Annotated in this window: 16 protein-coding genes; 11 read left to right on the top strand and 5 right to left on the bottom strand. The window is 68.7% G+C overall.

The window, feature by feature from the left end:
* Both ACFPMG_RS28055 and ACFPMG_RS28050 read left to right on the top strand, forming a co-directional pair.
* The coding region (locus tag ACFPMG_RS28055; RefSeq protein ID WP_376998484.1) for a beta strand repeat-containing protein at positions 1-2,565 on the top strand (2,565 nt) is incomplete at its 5' end.
* A gap of 42 nt (positions 2,566-2,607) precedes the next feature.
* The gene (locus ACFPMG_RS28050) at positions 2,608-3,333 is read left to right on the top strand and encodes a SapC family protein (protein ID WP_376998483.1); all 726 of its coding nucleotides are present in this window, start codon (positions 2,608-2,610) and stop codon (positions 3,331-3,333) included.
* 79 nt (positions 3,334-3,412) lie between these two features.
* On the opposite strand, the gene ACFPMG_RS28045 is transcribed toward ACFPMG_RS28050, so the two are convergent.
* Positions 3,413-4,120 carry a hypothetical protein gene (locus ACFPMG_RS28045; RefSeq protein ID WP_376998482.1) on the bottom strand — a complete coding sequence of 236 codons (708 nt, stop codon included), beginning with the start codon at positions 4,118-4,120 and terminating at the stop codon, positions 3,413-3,415.
* Positions 4,121-4,282: 162 nt separating this feature from the next.
* A complete protein-coding gene (locus ACFPMG_RS28040; protein ID WP_376998481.1) occupies positions 4,283-4,654 on the bottom strand; it encodes a hypothetical protein in 372 nt (123 codons plus the stop codon).
* A 330-nt stretch (positions 4,655-4,984) separates the two neighbouring features.
* Here ACFPMG_RS28040 and ACFPMG_RS28035 point away from each other — a divergent pair, with 330 nt between their 5' ends.
* On the top strand, positions 4,985-6,439 hold the full coding sequence (locus ACFPMG_RS28035; RefSeq protein WP_376998480.1) for a TrkH family potassium uptake protein: 1,455 nt from the start codon (positions 4,985-4,987) through the stop codon (positions 6,437-6,439).
* Here ACFPMG_RS28035 and ACFPMG_RS28030 read toward each other — a convergent pair.
* Entirely contained in the window at positions 6,414-8,045 is a 1,632-nt protein-coding gene (locus tag ACFPMG_RS28030) for a lysylphosphatidylglycerol synthase domain-containing protein (RefSeq protein WP_376998479.1), read from the bottom strand. The genes ACFPMG_RS28035 and ACFPMG_RS28030 overlap by 26 nt on opposite strands.
* 107 nt (positions 8,046-8,152) lie before the next feature.
* Here ACFPMG_RS28030 and ACFPMG_RS28025 point away from each other — a divergent pair, with 107 nt between their 5' ends.
* The 6 genes from ACFPMG_RS28025 to ACFPMG_RS28000 all read left to right on the top strand — a co-directional run bounded on the left by ACFPMG_RS28025 (position 8,153) and on the right by ACFPMG_RS28000 (position 12,755).
* Positions 8,153-8,392 carry a hypothetical protein gene (locus ACFPMG_RS28025; protein ID WP_376998478.1) on the top strand — a complete coding sequence of 80 codons (240 nt, stop codon included), beginning with the start codon at positions 8,153-8,155 and terminating at the stop codon, positions 8,390-8,392.
* 82 nt (positions 8,393-8,474) lie between these two features.
* Positions 8,475-8,681: a hypothetical protein gene (locus ACFPMG_RS28020; protein WP_376998477.1), complete on the top strand. Its 207-nt coding sequence runs from the start codon at positions 8,475-8,477 to the stop codon at positions 8,679-8,681.
* A gap of 176 nt (positions 8,682-8,857) precedes the next feature.
* Positions 8,858-10,501 carry a diguanylate cyclase domain-containing protein gene (locus tag ACFPMG_RS28015; protein WP_376998476.1) on the top strand — a complete coding sequence of 548 codons (1,644 nt, stop codon included), beginning with the start codon at positions 8,858-8,860 and terminating at the stop codon, positions 10,499-10,501.
* Positions 10,502-10,598: 97 nt separating this feature from the next.
* Positions 10,599-10,988 (top strand): hypothetical protein, encoded by a 390-nt coding sequence (locus ACFPMG_RS28010; protein WP_376998475.1) that lies wholly within the window; start codon positions 10,599-10,601, stop codon positions 10,986-10,988.
* Positions 10,989-11,071: 83 nt separating this feature from the next.
* A complete protein-coding gene (locus tag ACFPMG_RS28005) occupies positions 11,072-11,836 on the top strand; it encodes a histidine phosphatase family protein (RefSeq protein WP_376998474.1) in 765 nt (254 codons plus the stop codon).
* Positions 11,837-11,846: 10 nt separating this feature from the next.
* Entirely contained in the window at positions 11,847-12,755 is a 909-nt protein-coding gene (locus tag ACFPMG_RS28000; RefSeq protein ID WP_376998473.1) for an NAD(P)H-hydrate dehydratase, read from the top strand.
* 11 nt (positions 12,756-12,766) lie between these two features.
* Here ACFPMG_RS28000 and ACFPMG_RS27995 read toward each other — a convergent pair whose 3' ends face one another.
* A complete protein-coding gene (locus ACFPMG_RS27995) occupies positions 12,767-12,940 on the bottom strand; it encodes a hypothetical protein (protein ID WP_376998472.1) in 174 nt (57 codons plus the stop codon).
* Positions 12,941-13,146: 206 nt separating this feature from the next.
* Between ACFPMG_RS27995 and ACFPMG_RS27990 the strand changes: the two genes are divergently transcribed.
* Positions 13,147-13,326: a hypothetical protein gene (locus ACFPMG_RS27990; protein ID WP_376998471.1), complete on the top strand. Its 180-nt coding sequence runs from the start codon at positions 13,147-13,149 to the stop codon at positions 13,324-13,326.
* Positions 13,327-13,463: 137 nt separating this feature from the next.
* Here the strand turns inward: ACFPMG_RS27990 and ACFPMG_RS27985 are convergent, their stop codons facing one another.
* Positions 13,464-14,771 carry an MFS transporter gene (locus tag ACFPMG_RS27985; RefSeq protein ID WP_376998470.1) on the bottom strand — a complete coding sequence of 436 codons (1,308 nt, stop codon included), beginning with the start codon at positions 14,769-14,771 and terminating at the stop codon, positions 13,464-13,466.
* 210 nt (positions 14,772-14,981) lie between these two features.
* Between ACFPMG_RS27985 and cyoA the strand changes: the two genes are divergently transcribed.
* On the top strand, positions 14,982-16,157 hold the full coding sequence (gene cyoA / locus ACFPMG_RS27980) for a ubiquinol oxidase subunit II (RefSeq protein WP_376998469.1): 1,176 nt from the start codon (positions 14,982-14,984) through the stop codon (positions 16,155-16,157).
* The last annotated feature ends 1 nt before the right edge of the window (position 16,158 follow it).

Here is a 16,158-nt window from a genome sequence, read left to right as displayed (position 1 = left end):
GTCATCAACGGCAGCGGGGCCACGCAGTTCAACGCGGCGGTGGGCGGCACGACGGCACTGGCCAGCCTGACCACCGACGCCGGCGGCACCACCAGCCTGACGTCGGTGACGACGACGGGTGCGCAGACCTACAACGACGCGGTGACGCTGGACGGCGCCTACCAGGCCGGCACGGTCTTCACGGCGGCGGAAACGGTGACCCTGGGCGGCGACAGCCGGATCACCGGCACCGACGGGATCGTCCTCGCCTCGACCGTCGACGGCGGACGGGCGTTGACGCTGGCCAGCGGCAACGGCGGCATCCTGCTCGGCGGCGCGGTCGGCGGCATCAGCCGTCTGGGCGCGCTGACGGTCAACGGCGGCGGCACCACCACCGTCGCCGGGGCGGTGAAGGCGGCCTCGCTGTCCACCGACGCCACCGGGATCACCATCCTGAACGGCGGCAGCGTGGACACCACCGGCGCGCAGAGCTATGCCGACGCGGTGACGCTGGGCGCCAACACCGTCCTGGCCGGCAGCCTCGTGCTGCTGTCCGGCAGCCTCGACGCGGCGGAGGCGGGCCGTCAGGGGCTGACCATCGCCGGCAATGCCGCGCTCACCGGTACCCTCGGCACCCGGCAGGCGCTGGCCGCGCTGACGGTCGGCGGCGAGACGCTGCTGAAGGGCGCCACCGCCGTCACCAGCGGGGCGCAGACCTACGGTGGCGCGGTCCGTCTGGCCGACGCTCCGTCGGTCCTGACCGGCGCCGGCGTCACTTTCGCCGGAACGCTGGACGGCGGGCAGGCCCTGACCGTCAACAGCGGGACCGCCGACGCCGTCTTCGCCGGAGTGATCGGCGGAACCGACCGGCTGGGCGCCCTGGCGGTGAACAGCGCCGGTCAGACCCGCTTCGCCCAGTCGGTCCGCGCGGCCTCGGTCGTCACCGATGCGGCGGGCACGCTGGCTCTCAACGGCGGCTCCGTCGACACCACCGGGATCCAGACCTATGGGGAGCGGGCGGTGCTGGGGACCGACACCCGCTTGGCCGGCAGCACCATCGTGCTGGCCGCTGGGCTGGACGCCGCCAGCCGCGGCGGGCAGGGGCTGACCATCGCCGGCGACGCCGTCATCAACGGCGCGGTGGGCGGCACGCAGGCGCTGAGCCGCCTGTCGGTGACCGGTGCCGCCGCCCTGAACGGCGGCACGGTGACCACTGTGGCGGAGCAGGGCTTCGGCGGCGCGGTGACGCTGGGGACCGACACCGTCCTGACGGGTGGGACCGTGTCCCTGCTGAACGGCGGCAAAGCCGCCAACGACGGGGTGCAGGGGCTGACGGTCGACGGCGACGCCGTCCTGGCCGGGGTCTTCGGCGAAACCGGCACTCTGCGGCAGATCATCGTCAATGGCGGCACCCGCCTGGACGGCGCCACCGTCACCACCACCGGGGCGCAGCGCTTCGGCGGTGCCCTGACGGTGTCCGGCATCAGCACGCTGACCAGCGGCGGTGGTGACCTCGTGTTCGGCGGGGCCATCGACAGCGCCAACCGCTCCGCGCTGTCGCTGAACGGCGCGTCCATCCGGGCGGCGGGCGACATCGGCGCGTCGGGCCTGATGGGCGACGTCACGGTTCGAACCCCGGGCGGCGTCTTCTACGACGGGGCGGTGACCGTGCGCTCGCTCACCCAGACGGTGGGTGGCGAGACCCGGTTCGCCAAGGCGCTGACCGCCACCGGAACGGGCGGCCTCCGCCTGACCGGCGCCGGCTTCACCTTCGGCGCGCCGGTGAACAGCGCGGGCTCGCTGGCCTTGGTCACGACGGACGCGGCGGGCACGGTGACCTTTGGTCGCGATGCCACGGTTGTCACGGAGGGGGGCTTTACCCAATCCGGTGGATCGGGCATTGTTCTGCCAGCCAGCATTACGGCCAAGACCGGCCCGATCACGCTGGGCGCCCTGGCGTTCCTGCCGGACGGCCAAGCGTCCATCTCGGCGGGCGGCCCCATCACCATGGCGGGGCTCCAGGGCAAGTCCACCATGCTGACCATGGCGTCCGACGGCGGGGCGCTTCTCATCGGACAGGAGACCGGGAGCGCCTTGCAGAAGATCGACGTGCTGAGCCTGACCGTTCCCAAGGCCGGTTCCGCCCGGATGTTCGGCACCGTGGCCGGCAAGACGGACGCTCTGGCCGCCAGCGCGATCGACAGCCCGCTGCGGGCCGCACCGTACTTCATCAACAACACCCCCTGGGGTCCGACGGAGCAGGTCAGCCGGGTCGCCGCGACCGTGGTGGTGGTGGTCCCGGTTCCCAGCACCCCCGGCGTCACCAGCCTGTTCACCGGTACGGTGTCCAGCGCCGGCCTCACGCCGAACGCTCTGGCCGCCTACGCCGCGCCGCAGGTTCTCACTCTGGCCGGCACGACCCCGACCCTGACCGGCGCGGGGACCCAGCCGGAGGTCCTGACCACCAGCCCGGGGACCGGCGGCTCGGCTGGCGCCGGCACCGCCCCAGGCACCACCCGCGCCGGCGCGCAGCCGGATGTCCTGACCACCGGCAACCAGCAAACGGAGAGGGAGGAGGCGCGCTGAGGCGCGCCTTTCTCCGCGGCCTTACCCTTTGGATAGCGAACGATGAACAACCCGACCCTGCCCCTGTTCTACAAGAGCCCCCGCCCGCTGGTGGCCGCCCGTGACGCCGATCTGTCGCTGCGCACCGAGCCGAACTTCGCTTTCGCAGCTGCCACCAATTCGGTGCCGCTGATGGCGGCGGAGTTCCCCGCCGCCTGCAAGCAGTTCCCGATCCTGTTTTCGGAGGGCCCGACGGCCCAGCCGGTGGCACTGCTCGGTCTGCGCAGCGGGGAGAATCTGTTCGTCGACGCGAGCGGCGCGTGGGAGGAGGGGGCCTATATCCCCGCCTATGTCCGCCGCTATCCGTTCATCTTCCTGGAGAGCGAGGACGGGTCGCAGCTCACCCTGTGCATCGACGAGGCGGCGGACTCCGTGGTCCCCGGCCGGGACAACCCCTTCTTCGTCGATGGGCAGCCGTCCGCCCTGACCAACAACGCCCTGGAGTTCGTCAAGGAAGTCCAGGCCCAGAGCGCCTACACCACGCAGTTCGTCGAGGCGGTGGTCGCCGCCGGCCTGATGTCGGAGAAGCGGGCCGACATCACCCTGAACAACGGCGAGCGGCTGAGCCTCGCCGGGTTCAACGTGATCGACGAGGCGGCCTTCAACCAGCTTCCCGCCGAGACGCTGGTGGAATGGCGTGACCGCGGCTGGCTGGGGCTGGTCTACGCCCACCTGATTTCGGTCAGCAGCTGGTCGGGTCTCGTCGACCGCCTCGCCCTTCGCGGCTGATCCGGTTCGCCGGAAACGGAAAGGGCGGCGCCATCATGGCGCCGCCCTTTTTTCGTTGCGGACCGGCGAAGTTTGGCGCTCAGAAGCCCTTTTCGATCTTGAAGACGTCCGGCTCGTTCGGCTTTTCGATGTAGGAGAGCTGGAGCGATGGCGGCAGGGCGGGGGTGTCGTCCGAAGGTTTCGGCGGAACCGCGAGGGTCAGCAGGCTCATGCGCCCCTGGTTGTCGGTGCCGCGGAAGACCACCACCTGCGATCCGTCACCGACCGGCGCGTTGAGCAGCATGCCCTCCTGCCGGTAGCCCTGTCCCACGAAGTAGTTGCGCAGGGCGTTGGCCGCGCCGACCAGGCTGTTGGGGTCGACCTTCGGATTCACCGCGCCGCCCCACAGGATGTTCACCTGGAACAGCTTCTGCGTCGAATGGCCCAGGATGTAGGCGACGACCGCCGGACCGGCGCCGGTTTGCAGGTCGTCGACCTTCACGATCAAGCTGGTGGTCCGCTCCGTCGCGTTGGTCTCGCGGCGGATGTCCTTGCCCTCGATCTTGAAATCCTTGGTGATGGCCTTCACGACCTCCTCCCCCGTCATGCCGAAGCGCGCGGAGCGGAAGCCCGTGACCTTTGCGGCGGAGGCCGCCTCGGCCGCGCCGGTGGGCGCGGTGGCCGGAGCGGTCTGGGCTGCCGGAGCGGGGTTGCGATCCGTGGTTGCGGCCTGGGCCGCGCCTGTCAGGGTTCCGGCCAGGGCAAGGGCAGCAAGGGACAGCCCCAGGGCCGGTCGGTGAAACGGCATAATGGAAACTCCACAGGACATCGAAGCCATTCGGTCGGCAGATCGAAGCAATCGCAGCCATTTGCCCCTCTTCCGGACAGGGGAGCGGTCCAAATGCGGTTACTTCGAACGGCAGTTTAGCAAAATCCGACCCTGTTCCGGGGGGAATTTATGAATGGACTCTCATGTCCTTTTTCCGACGCGGAAGGCGCCGACGAAATTCTGGACCTTGTCCGACGACACGGAAAGCAGCGCCTTGGTGACCGCCGCCGGGCGGCGGGCCTGTGCGGAGACGATCTCCGCCACGAGGCGTTCCAGGGCTGGGGTCGCACTTTGGTAGCGGATGCGCTGGTCCTCATCCGTCTCGATCAATCCAGCCTTTTGAAGATTCGCCAAAGCTTCCTGGAGGATGAGCGTGCTGCTGCGCGATTCGCGAATGAGTTCGTCCGAATTCCATGCCTGACCCGGATCACGCCGTAAAATCAGCAGAATCTCCAGAGTCCACACTGTCTTGATCGAATGCTGAAGAAAGATCAGGGCATCGTCCGAAAGCACGCCGCCAGTCCATTGTCTGTTCCAGTTTCCTGCAGGTCCCGGCCATCCGGGAAGGCTCGACGATTTGAGCCGTACTGGGGCGGAGTGTGCACAGGATGTCCCCCGCCGTCCAGCCCCACGCCCCTCTTTGCGGGGGCGCATCCGGCCCGATTCCAGACATCTTTCGGGGTAGCGGAGCACTCACTGGGCTGATTCACGGCCTTGGCCCAGTTCAAACAGGCTGTATGGGGTAACCCATTGGGAAAATCGCCCTACGGCGCGCTTCGGGCATGCCGAAGCGTCGCAATCGTGACAAGTTAAGCCGCAATTCCGATCGGCTATGGCCTCTGCATGACTGGTTTCGACACCCGCCCCGTCTTTTTCATCATCGGCGCGCTTCTCAGCGTCCTGGCCGTCGCGATGCTTCTTCCAATGACCGTCGATCTGGCGGCCGGCAATCCGGACTGGATGGTCTTCGCCATCGCCTGCGCCCTGACGCTGTTCTTCGGCGTCCAGTTCATGCTGGCCAACCGCATGGACCGGATCGCGCTGAACGTCCGCCAAGCCTTCCTGCTGACCGCCCTGTCCTGGGTGGTCATCTGCGCCTTCGCCGCCGTGCCCTTCATGGTGTCGCAGATCGACCTGTCGGCGGCCGACGCCTATTTCGAGGCGATGTCGTCGCTGACCGCCACCGGGGCCACGGTGATCTCCGGGCTGGACGGGCTGGCGCCGGGGCTGCTGCTGTGGCGGTCGCTGCTGCAATGGCTGGGCGGCATCGGCATCATCGGCATGGCCATCGCCATCCTGCCCTTCCTCCAGGTCGGCGGCATGCAGCTCTTCCGCTCGGAATCCTCCGACCGGTCGGACAAGGTGACGCCGCGGGCCAGCGACCTCGCCATCGCGGTGGGCTGGATCTATCTGTGCCTGACCGCCGTCTGCGCGGTGATGCTCTCCTATGCGGGGATGTCCTGGTTCGACGCCGTCAACCACGCGATGACCGCCGTGTCCACCGGCGGCTTCTCCACCCGCGACGCGTCCATCGCCAGCTGGAACAGCCCGGCGATCGAGTGGGTCCTGGTGGTCTTCATGGTGCTGGGCGGCATGCCCTTCGTCCGCTTCATCAGCCTGGCCCAGGGGCGGGCGGCCAGCTTCTGGGCGGACACGCAGATCCGCTGGTACCTCGGCTTTCTCGCGGCGGTGTCCTTCGGCATGTCGGTCTGGCTGACTCTGACGCGGGACGTGCCGTGGGACGACGCCATCCGCGTGACCACCTTCAACGTCGTCTCGGTGGTCACCACCACGGGTTATGCCTCCATCGACTACGAGCGGTGGGGGCCGTTGGCGTCGGTGGTCTTCTTCATCCTGACCTTCGTCGGCGGCTGCACCGGATCGACTTCGGGCGGGCTGAAGATTTTCCGGTTCGAGATCCTGTTCATCGTGCTGCGCGCGCTGCAGCGCCGCCTCTACAGCCCGAACCTGGTGATTCCGCTCAATTACAACGGCAAGCCGGTCAGCGCCGACGTGATGATCTCGGTGATGGGTTTCGGCTTCGTCTATCTGATGTCGGTGTTCGTCCTGGCCTTCGTCCTGGCCTTCCTCGGGGTGGACGTGGTGTCCGCGCTGTCGGGGGCTGCGACCGCGGTCAGCAACGTCGGCCCCGGCCTCGGCCCCACCATCGGGCCGGTCGGCAACTACGCCACCATGCCGGACGGCGCCAAATGGGCGCTGGCCGCCGGCATGCTGCTGGGGCGGCTGGAGTTCTTCACCATCCTCGTCGTGCTCAGTCCGTCCTTCTGGCGGCGGTGAGGGGGCCGGGGGGCTTCTCCTCCCGCTCCTCCGGGTCGCGGCTGGCCGCCGACACCAGATGGGCCAGGGCGGCGCCGAGCGCGATCACCCCGACCGCCACCGACGCCCGCAGGAAGCGGGAGGCGTCGCCGTGCAACGTGAAATGCCACCACAACTCGTCGCTGAAGGCGATGTGCTTGTAGGAGAACAGGCCGAGCCAGAAGGCGCTGGCCAGCGCCACGCCGGTCGCGATGAACCAGCTCGGCGTCAGGGGGTTGCGCAGGATGTTGCCGCGGCGGTGAAACTCCTTGCGGGCCGGCAGCAGCGCCAGGAAGATCAGCCCGGGCACGATGGCCTCCGGCCAGTCGCCACCCTTCAGCAGGGCGGAGGCGCAGCCGGTCGCCAGCAGAATCAGCGACAGCACCCAGGCGGCGTGCAAACGCCGCTGCACCGCGTGGGCCAGCAGGATCAGCAGCACCCCGGCGACGCTGCCGGTGAAGTGTGACATCTCCACCAGCGGCAGCGCCGTGGCGTCGAAGGGGGCGGGCAGCGTCTCCTCCGGTGTGGCGCGGGAGAACAGCAGGAAGGCTCCGGTGATGAAGATGCAGGCGGCCAGCACCAGCGGCACCGCCGGGCTGACGGCGGCGGAGATGCCCCGCGACAGGCCGCCGATGCGGCGCCGGGCCTGGAAGGCCTCGACCCCGCCGAACATCAATCCGGCGATCACCAGCGGCGCCAGATAGTAGATCAGCCGGAAGACCAGCAGCCCCGCCATCACGTCGTTGCCGGGCATGGCCGGAGTCAGGCTGACCAGGACGATGGCGTCGAACACGCCCAGCCCACCCGGCACATGGCTGATGATGCCGGCGACCAGCGCCAGCCCGAAGGCGACCAGAACGTCGGCGTAGCTCACCGCGTCGCTCGGCGGCAGGCAGAGATAAAGGACCAGCGCCGCCAGCGACAGGTCGCACAGCCCGAGCAGGAGCTGCCGAACCGCGATGGACGGGCGGGGGAAGGCGATGGCGTGTCCGAACACCCGCAGCGGCCGGCGCAGCCAGAAGCCGCCCACCGCATAGGCCACCAGGATCGCCAGCGCCGCCAGCCCCAGCAACGTGGCGCTGGCCGGCGGGACGTGCAGCGCCTTCAGGGCCGTGGGGTCGATCAGCATGACCACCGGCATAACCGTCGCCAGCCCCAGCATGAAGGTGGTGACGACGAACAGCGTCACCTGCGCCACCTCCACCCCGCTCAGCCCGTGCGGTGCGTAGAGGCGGTAGCGCACAGTCGCCCCGATGATGCTGGCGAAGCCCAGGCTGTGGCTGAAGGCGTAGCTGGTGAAGGCGGTGAAGGCCACCCAGCGGTAGGGCAGGGGCCGCCGCAGGTGGCGCAGGGCCAGCAGGTCGTAGAGCGTCAGCAGCCAGTAGCTGACCGCCGCCGCCGCCGAGGCGGCGAGAAGCTGCACGCCCGTGATGCGGTTCAGCGCCTGCCGGATGTCGGCGACGCTGTACTGCTCCAGCCAGCGGTTCAGGATGACCAGCGCCCCGGCCAGCAGGGCCAGGATCAGCACCCCCGTGCCGTAGCGCAGGAGCCGCTGGGTCCAGGTCGGGGGGCTTTCGGTGTGGGCCATGGCTGACAGGATCGCTCCGGGCGCCTAGGATGACGGGGCTTCGGACAAGAACAACACCGCGCAGCGAAAAAGCGCATGGCCGGACAGGACCCTTCGGGAGGCAACGGATGCATCTTGTGCTTTATCTCGCCACCGGCCTGTCGGGGACCAACACGCTGATCCTGCTGCTCGCCTATCTCTGGGACAGCTCGGTGACGCTGTTCGGCGGCGCCACGGGCTACGGCCTGCGGCCGGACGGCGTGTCCTTCACCCTGTCGCTGCTCACCACCGCCCTGCTGGCCTGGTACGCGCTGGTCCTGCGGCGGCGTTTGCGCTCGGAGCGGCGGAGGGACGAGCGTTCGGCGTGACGGACCGCGGCGCCGGTCGCCGGAAGCATGAGCGCGGCCTTCTTATGGAAACTCCGGCCGGATTGATCCCCGGATTGATCCGTTGTGTGGACAAAGACGCCGCGCCGTCATCGAGGTCGGCCCCTCCAACGCCGGGTTGGCCGTCCTGCGCGACGGGGAGGAGGAGTTCAGCTACGACATCCGCGCGCGGGCTTACCACCCGCTGGCCTTCGCCTTTCCCGAGCTGAAGGCGGCTGACGAACGGAGGCAGATGCGCGTCGAGGTGATCCTGCGCGGCGTCTCGCGGTAGCAGGAGAAGATTGCCTCGAATTATGCTAGAAAGCCGTCCGGTGCATTCTTCGTGCCGAGGCGGCGACGACCACCATGGATCATGAGGCAGATCAGAACCAGTCTGGGGACGGCGTTCCCGGCGGTGAGTCGCGCGCGCCGGCGGGCCGCCCGACGACGGTTCCAACGACGGCCCCAATGGCCGTTGCCGATCTGCCCCTGCTCGACGGGCTGTGGGCGCCGGTCTGGCTGCATGACGGCGGCCACAGGAGGATGGTCTGGGGCAACCGCGCCGCCCTGGAGCTGTGGAACGCCGCGTCGCTCGCCGACTTCCAGGCCCGCGATTTCGGCAGCCAGCCGGAGGGGGCGCCGCAGGCCGAAGGGGAATCGGTGGCGGGACGCTGGACCTTCTACCCCAAGGGGCGTCCGGTCACCGCCTGGGTGCGCCGCAGCGGCATGGCGCTGCCGGACGGGCGCCTTGGCATCCTGCACGAGGCGCAACTCGCCACTCCATCGGCCGATCGGCTCCCTGGCGGCACCGACACCGAGGCGCTCGACCGCGAGCGCGCCATGCTGCAAAGCCTGATCGACTCGATGCCGGACATCGTCTTCTTCAAGGACGTGAACGGCACCTACCTCAAGGTCAACCGGGCGATGCTCGACTATGCGGGGCGCCCGCCGCTGGGGTTGACCGACCATCGGCTGTTCGACGCGGAGACGGCGGCGCGGCGGCGGCGCACCGACCAGATCGCCATGCAGAAGGGCTTTTCCCGCAGCGAGGAGTGGTTCGTCCACCCGGACGGGCGCCGCGTGCTGATGGAAACGGCCAAGGCCGTCTGCCTCGACCGCAGCGGCAAGATGCTGGGCGTCGTCGGCATCGCCCGTGACATCACCGAGCGGCGGCAGACGGAGAAGCAGCTCCTGCGGCAGCACGCCCTGTTGCAGGGGATCATCGACACCATCCCCGACGCCGTCTTCTTCAAGGACCGGGACGGGGTTCTGCGCAAGGCCAACCGTGCCTTCGCCTCCTGGACCGGGCGTCCGCTGGAGCAGTTGATCGGGCTGGGCAGCCATGAGATCTGGCCCTCCGAGATGGCCGATGGCATCCGCGCGGGCGACGCCTCGGTCTATGCCGAGGACCAGCCGCGGCGCAACGAGGAGAGCATCCCGCTGCCCGATGGCGGGCGGATCTGGGTGGAGATCCTGAAGGCGCCGATTCGCGACGCCGGCAACGAGCTTCTCGGGCTGGTCGGAGTCGGCCGCGACATCACGCTGCGCAAGGCCGCCGAGGAGGATCTGCGGCGGAGCGAGGCGGAGAAGGACCATCTCGCCAACCACGACGCTCTGACCGGCCTGCCCAACCGCCGCCTCCTCTTCGACCGGCTGGACGTGGCGCTGGCGCGGTCGCGGCGGTCCGGGCGACCCTTGGCCCTGCTCTTCATCGACCTCGACGGGTTCAAGGCGGTCAACGACCGGATGGGCCATGATTGCGGCGACGAGGTGCTGCGCATCGCCGCCGCGCGGATCGCCGGCTGCCTGCGCCGCAGCGACACGGTGGCCCGCGTCGGCGGCGACGAGTTTACCATCGTGCTGGAGGATGTGACCTTCGCCGCGGACGCCGGGGGCGTGGCCGCCAAGATCGTGGAGGCGGTGGCGCTGCCCATCCCGGTGCAGGGAATGACCGCCGTGATCGGCGCCAGCGTCGGCATCGCCCTGTTCCCCGTCGACGGGGCGGACGCGCGCAGTCTGCTGGTGGCCGCGGACGGCGCGATGTACCGGGCCAAGCAGGCGGGCCGCGGCACTCACGTCTTCTACAGGGACGTCCATGGAGATCCGGACTGAACGCCTGTGGAAACCGCCTGCGGAATCCGCTTGCGGACTCGGAACAAAAGAAGAACAATAACCGCCTGACCGGTTTTTGACGGGAGAGGATGGGATCATGTTCGTATGCGTCGATGGTGACCGCACCACCCGCCTGCGCCAGTGGGCCTGGCTCGACATCGGTGCCGGGACGGGCGGTGCCGGGACGGGTCCCGGCGAACGCCGCCTCGTCGGCTGGAGCGTCACGGACGAGGCGTGGCTCGTTTCCGAGCCCATCGGCGTGGTCGCCACCAGCCCGCTGGGCCGTCCGCCGGGTTGGGCGGTGACCGACAACCACCGCCGGTATCTGCTCGAACAGCCCGGCCTGCCCCATGGGGACGAGCCGCTGGCCGCCATCGACTGTCTGCGGGCGAACGGCAGCCTCGACCCGGCGGCTCCCATCAGCATCGTGCCATGGCGCCCCGGCAAGTCCACAGCCGAACGCATCTTCGAGCGCCGGACGGCCTGATCGCGCAAAGACGCGCCGCTGCGTGACGGAACGGCCTTTTTCCCGTTGAAAGCCTTGGTTGAGGCGGGAAAGGGTCGTTCACCATGCAGCAGCGCTGGCCGCAGAGGCTCTGGGTCGTCCGTCACGGGGAGAGCGCCGGGAATGTCGCGCGCGATGCCGCCTACGCCGCCGGGCTTGGGCGGATCGACATCGCGGAGCGCGACGTGGACGTGCCGCTCAGCCGCCAGGGGGAGCAGCAGTCCGAAGCGCTGGCGCGCTGGTTCGCCGCGCTGCCGCAGGGCGAGCGGCCCGACGTGGTGCTGACCTCCCCCTATCGGCGCGCCAGACGGACGGCGGAGATCATCCACGCCGGGGGCGGCCTGCCGGTCGAGCCCACGGAGTTCGTGGTGGACGAGCGGCTGCGCGAGAAGGAGTTCGGCATCCTCGACCGGCTGACCGCCGTCGGAATCGCGCAGGAGCACCCCGAGCAGGCGGAGTTTCGCCGTCTCCTCGGCAAATTCTACTTCCGCCCGCCCGCCGGGGAGAGCTGGTGCGACGTGATCCTGCGGCTGCGCAGCGCGCTCGACACCATCAGCCTGCATCATGGCGGGCAGCGCGTGCTGGTGGTCAGCCATCAGGTCGTCGTGCTGTGTCTGCGCTATCTGCTGGAAGGCATGACGGAGGAACAGATCCTCGCCATCGACCGCGAGGGCGACGTGGCGAATTGCGGGGTCACCGAATACGCCTTCGATCCCGCCCAGGGACACAGCGGGCGGATGCAGCTTCGCCGTTACAACTTCGTCGCCCCGCTGGAGGTGGCCGGAGCGCCGTTGACCGCCGAACCCGACGCCAATACGGCTGTCCGATGAGCGCCGTCCGATGAACGATTTTCCGATGAACGACTCGATCCCGGTCACCCGCGACCTGCTGCGGTCCATGCCGCTTCCGCACCCCGGCGACGGTGCCGACAAGGACGGACGGGGCCGGGTGCTGGTCATCGGCGGCAGCGTGGAGGTGCCGGGCGCCCTGCTGCTGGCCGGGACGGCGGCGTTGCGCGCCGGGGCGGGCAAGCTTCAGATGGCGACCTGCCGCAGCGTGGCCCCGCATCTCGGGCTCGCCGTGCCGGAGGCGCTGGTGCTCGGCCTGCGTGAGACGGCGGAGGGCGGCATTGTCCCCGACTGTGTGGACACGCTGTGCGAGCGGGCGGCCCGCTGCACCGCGGTGCTGATCGGTCCCGGGATGATGGACAAGCGGGCGGTCGCCGACCTGACCGGCGCGCTGATCGCCGGGCTGGACGGAGAGGGTGGCCCCGTTCTGGTCATCGACGCCGAGGCGTTGATGGGCCTGGACAACGCCAACGCGGCGCTGTGTCGCCGCGGCGGACGGACGATCATCACGCCGCATGCCGGCGAAATGGCCGGCCTGTCCGGAGTCAGCCGGGAGGAGGTGGAGGCCGATCCGCCCGCCGCGGCCCGCCGGGTCGCCGACCGTCACAAGGTGATCGTCGTGCTGAAGGGCGCCTGCACCCACATCGCCACGCCGGGCGGGCGGATGTGGTCGTACGACGGCGGCAATGTCGGCCTCGCCACCTCGGGGTCGGGCGACACGCTGGCGGGCGTCATCGCCGGGCTGGCCGCGCGGGGCGCCGACCCGGCCCAGGCCGCGATCTGGGGCGTTCATCTGCATGGCGAGGCGGGCAATCGTCTGGCCCGCCGCGGGCCGCTGGGCTTCCTGGCCCGCGAGCTGCTGGCCCAGGTGCCGGAGATCATGGCCGAACTGGCGGCCTGAGATCGCCGGTCTCAGAACACCAGCTTGGCAGCGTGGTAAAGGACGATCCAGGGAGCGGCGATCAGCCCGCCCCACAGGGCGACCAGCGGCAGGCCGCGCAGCTTCTTGGCGGGGGCTGGAGCGGTGAGGGGGAGCGGGAAGGAAACGGTCTCGGTGGTGCCGACAGCGGGATTGTACTGGGACATGATGACCTGCCGATCTGTGTGTAAGGGCAGGATGCGCGCCGATCTCTTAACGACGATTAAAGTCGGGGGTAGCCGCCGCATGGGATTCCGGCGTACCGCCGCCGGGTATCAAAGCGCGTTCGAGTGGGCAATTTCGGAGAGTTCCGGGCGTCTTGACAAAGATTGTCAATCGTTCCGAGATGTCCTTCGGAAGAAGGAAGTGGTCCATGCCAACCATGAACAGCGGCCCGTCCGAGGCGCTTCGCCGGCTTCATCGGGAAAAGGCGGTCGAGCGTGAAAAGCTGAGGAAGCTTCGGCGCGCCATCCTGGTGGGCGTCGACGACTGCAAAAACGGCCTCCTGGACGACCGCCCCATTGCCGACATCCTGAACGACATTGACGATTGACCGGCGATTGCCTGCCGCATCATGAGCGCTGCGAAGCGCCGGCTGTCGTCATTACGCGCCTTACTCATGAAAGGATGGAACCGGACCGCCGCATCCCGCAAGGATGAGGCCGGTCCGGTTCCCGACGCTCGTTCAGGTTACTTGGCCAGCGTTTTGTTGAGCCACAGGGCCAGCAACGTGCAGACCGCGCCCGACAGCAGGTAGGCGCCGGCCGAGAACAGGCCGTAGTTGGCGGACAGCACCAGCGCCACCAGCGGCGCGAAGCCCGCCCCGAACAGCCAGGCGAGGTCCGAGGTGATGGCCGCACCGGTGTAGCGGTAGCGCTGGGTGAAGCCCGACGTGACCACGCCCGACGACTGGCCGAAGGACAGGCCCAGGATGACGAAGCCGACGATCATGAAGACCAGCTCGCCCAGCGGCCCGCCGTTCAGCAGCAGCGGCGCCACGCCGCTGAACACGGCGATGGCGGCGGCGCAGCTTCCCAGCAGGGTGCGGCGGCCGATGCGGTCGGCGATCCAGCCGGAGGCGATGATGGCCCCCAGCCCGAAGAAACCAGCGACCACCTCGATCAGCAGGAAGTCCGCCGGCGTGTCCTGGGTGTAGAGGAAGATCCAGGACAGTGGGAAGACGGTGACCATGTGGAACAGCGCGAAACTGGCCAGCGGGGCGAAGGCGCCCAGCACGACGCGCATGCCCTCGTTGCGCAGCATCTCGGTCACCGGGACCGGCTGAAGCTCACGGCTTTCGAACAGGTGGGTGTATTCCGGCGTCACCACGATGCGCAGCCGCGCGAACAGCGCGACCACGTTGATGGCGAAGGCCACGAAGAACGGATAGCGCCAGCCCCAGCTGAAGAAATCCTCCGCCGACAGGTTGCCGGCGAAATAGGCGAAGAGGGCGCTCGCCACGATCAGCCCGATGGGGGCGCCGAGCTGCGGAATCATGGCGTACCAGCCGCGGCGGTTCTCCGGCGCGTTCAGCGCCAGCAGCGAGGCGAGGCCGTCCCAGGCGCCGCCCAGCGCCAGACCCTGGCCGATACGGGCCGCCGCCAGAAGCCAGATCGCCGCAGCACCGATCTGCTCGTAGCTCGGCAGGAAGGCGATGGCGACCGTCGAGGTGCCCAGCAGGAACAGGGAGAGGGTCAGCTTGGCGCCGCGTCCGTGGGCACGGTCGATGGCCATGAACAGCATGCTGCCCACCGGGCGGGCGACGAAGGCCAGCGCGAAAATCGCGAAGGACCACAGCGTTCCGGTGAGTGGGTCAAGATAGGGAAAGACCAGCTTCGGGAAGACGATCACCGAAGCGATGGCATAAACGAAAAAATCGAAGAATTCGGACGTCCGTCCGATGATGACGCCAATCGCGATTTCACCGGGATTCACCCGGTGGTCGCGGGCATTGACCAGCCTTGCGTCCCGTTCGGTCGCCGTGGTCGATGATCCCATGGTCCCCCCACCGTCTGGCAATTGCGTCAGAGGGAATTAAATAGGCACCGCAACGGCATTCTGCCACGCCCATGGACGCATTGCCTTGATGTGCGTCAATGGCGGCGCGGAATCGCGGCGCATTGGACAAATTGTCCAATGTCCTACCCGGCCCGTGGGGGTTAGCTCTTCGCCCAAATCCAAAGCGAACCCCTGCTGACAGGTCCTGCCTTGACCCGTTTCCGCGCCTTGGCCCTCCTGCCGCTGATGGCGGTTTTGAGTGGCTGCAACCTTGTGGTGATGAGCCCGTCCGGCGACGTGGCGAGCCAACAGGCCAACCTCATCACCATTTCCACCCTCCTGATGCTTCTCATCATCATTCCGGTGATGGTGCTGACGGTGCTGTTCGCGTGGCGCTACCGCCAGTCGAATAGCACGGCCCAGTACGACCCGGACTGGGACCATTCGACGCAGCTGGAGCTGGTGATCTGGGCGGCCCCGCTGCTCATCATCATCTGCCTGGGCGCCCTCACCTGGATGGCGACCCACCTGCTCGACCCCTATCGCCCGCTCGACCGCATCGCCGCCGGGCGCCCGGTCCCGGCCGACACCAAGATGCTCGACGTCAACGTCGTGGCGCTCGACTGGAAGTGGCTGTTCATCTACCCGGAATACGGCATCGCCACGGTGAACGAGGTGGCGGCCCCGGTGGATCGGCCGATCCGCTTCAACATCACCTCCTCGACGGTGATGAACTCCTTCTACATCCCGGCGCTGGCCGGGCAGATCTACGCCATGGCCGGCATGGAGACGAAGCTGCACGCCGTCATCAACGAGCCGGGCAGCTACAAGGGCTTCTCCGCCAACTACAGCGGCGCCGGCTTCTCGCACATGCGCTTCACCTTCCACGGTCTGGCCGCCGACGGCTTCGACACGTGGGTGGCGGACATCAAGGCGGGCGGCGGCAAGCTTGACCGCGACGGCTATCTCCAGCTTGAGCGTCCCAGCGAGAACGAGCCGGTGCGCCGTTACGGCGCCGTCGACTCGGGCCTGTTCAAGGCCATCGTCGGGATGTGCGTCGAGCCGGGCAAGATGTGCATGCACGACATGATGGCCATCGACGCCAAGGGCGGCCTCGGGCTGGCCGGCATCGACAACGTGATGCCGCTGATGCACGACAAGATGTCCCGCCGCGGCACCGCCGTTCTCGGCCCGGCGCCGGTCTATGTGGCGGGCATCTGCTCGACCGAGGAACTGACCGGCCGCGCCGTCGAATCGTCCCTCGGCGTCCTGAACGCGCCCGCCGACGAGTCTCCGATTTCCGGCGCGGGTCTGCCGCGCTCCTCCATCACGCCGATCTCCGCGCCCGCCCCTGCGTTCGGGCCGCGGCTGACGGCCAATCCCTGAG

This window comes from Azospirillum himalayense (genome assembly GCF_042657465.1).
Taxonomy (GTDB): domain Bacteria; phylum Pseudomonadota; class Alphaproteobacteria; order Azospirillales; family Azospirillaceae; genus Azospirillum; species Azospirillum himalayense.
The sequence above is the reverse complement of the archived record's forward strand: the minus strand, read 5'-3'. Positions and strand labels throughout refer to the sequence as shown.

Excerpts from the sequence above, each read along its gene's own strand:
- ACFPMG_RS27995 (WP_376998472.1), bottom strand. The coding sequence starts at position 12,940 with ATGTCCCAGTACAATCCCGCTGTCGGCACCACCGAGACCGTTTCCTTC.
- ACFPMG_RS28050 (WP_376998483.1), top strand. The coding sequence starts at position 2,608 with ATGAACAACCCGACCCTGCCCCTGTTCTACAAGAGCCCCCGCCCGCTG.
- ACFPMG_RS28025 (WP_376998478.1), top strand. The coding sequence starts at position 8,153 with ATGCATCTTGTGCTTTATCTCGCCACCGGCCTGTCGGGGACCAACACG.
- ACFPMG_RS27985 (WP_376998470.1), bottom strand. The coding sequence starts at position 14,771 with ATGGGATCATCGACCACGGCGACCGAACGGGACGCAAGGCTGGTCAAT.
- ACFPMG_RS28000 (WP_376998473.1), top strand. The coding sequence starts at position 11,847 with ATGAACGATTTTCCGATGAACGACTCGATCCCGGTCACCCGCGACCTG.
- ACFPMG_RS28030 (WP_376998479.1), bottom strand. The coding sequence starts at position 8,045 with ATGGCCCACACCGAAAGCCCCCCGACCTGGACCCAGCGGCTCCTGCGC.
- ACFPMG_RS28010 (WP_376998475.1), top strand. The coding sequence starts at position 10,599 with ATGTTCGTATGCGTCGATGGTGACCGCACCACCCGCCTGCGCCAGTGG.
- ACFPMG_RS28015 (WP_376998476.1), top strand. The coding sequence starts at position 8,858 with ATGGCCGTTGCCGATCTGCCCCTGCTCGACGGGCTGTGGGCGCCGGTC.
- ACFPMG_RS28005 (WP_376998474.1), top strand. The coding sequence starts at position 11,072 with ATGCAGCAGCGCTGGCCGCAGAGGCTCTGGGTCGTCCGTCACGGGGAG.
- ACFPMG_RS27990 (WP_376998471.1), top strand. The coding sequence starts at position 13,147 with ATGCCAACCATGAACAGCGGCCCGTCCGAGGCGCTTCGCCGGCTTCAT.
- ACFPMG_RS28035 (WP_376998480.1), top strand. The coding sequence starts at position 4,985 with ATGACTGGTTTCGACACCCGCCCCGTCTTTTTCATCATCGGCGCGCTT.
- ACFPMG_RS28045 (WP_376998482.1), bottom strand. The coding sequence starts at position 4,120 with ATGCCGTTTCACCGACCGGCCCTGGGGCTGTCCCTTGCTGCCCTTGCC.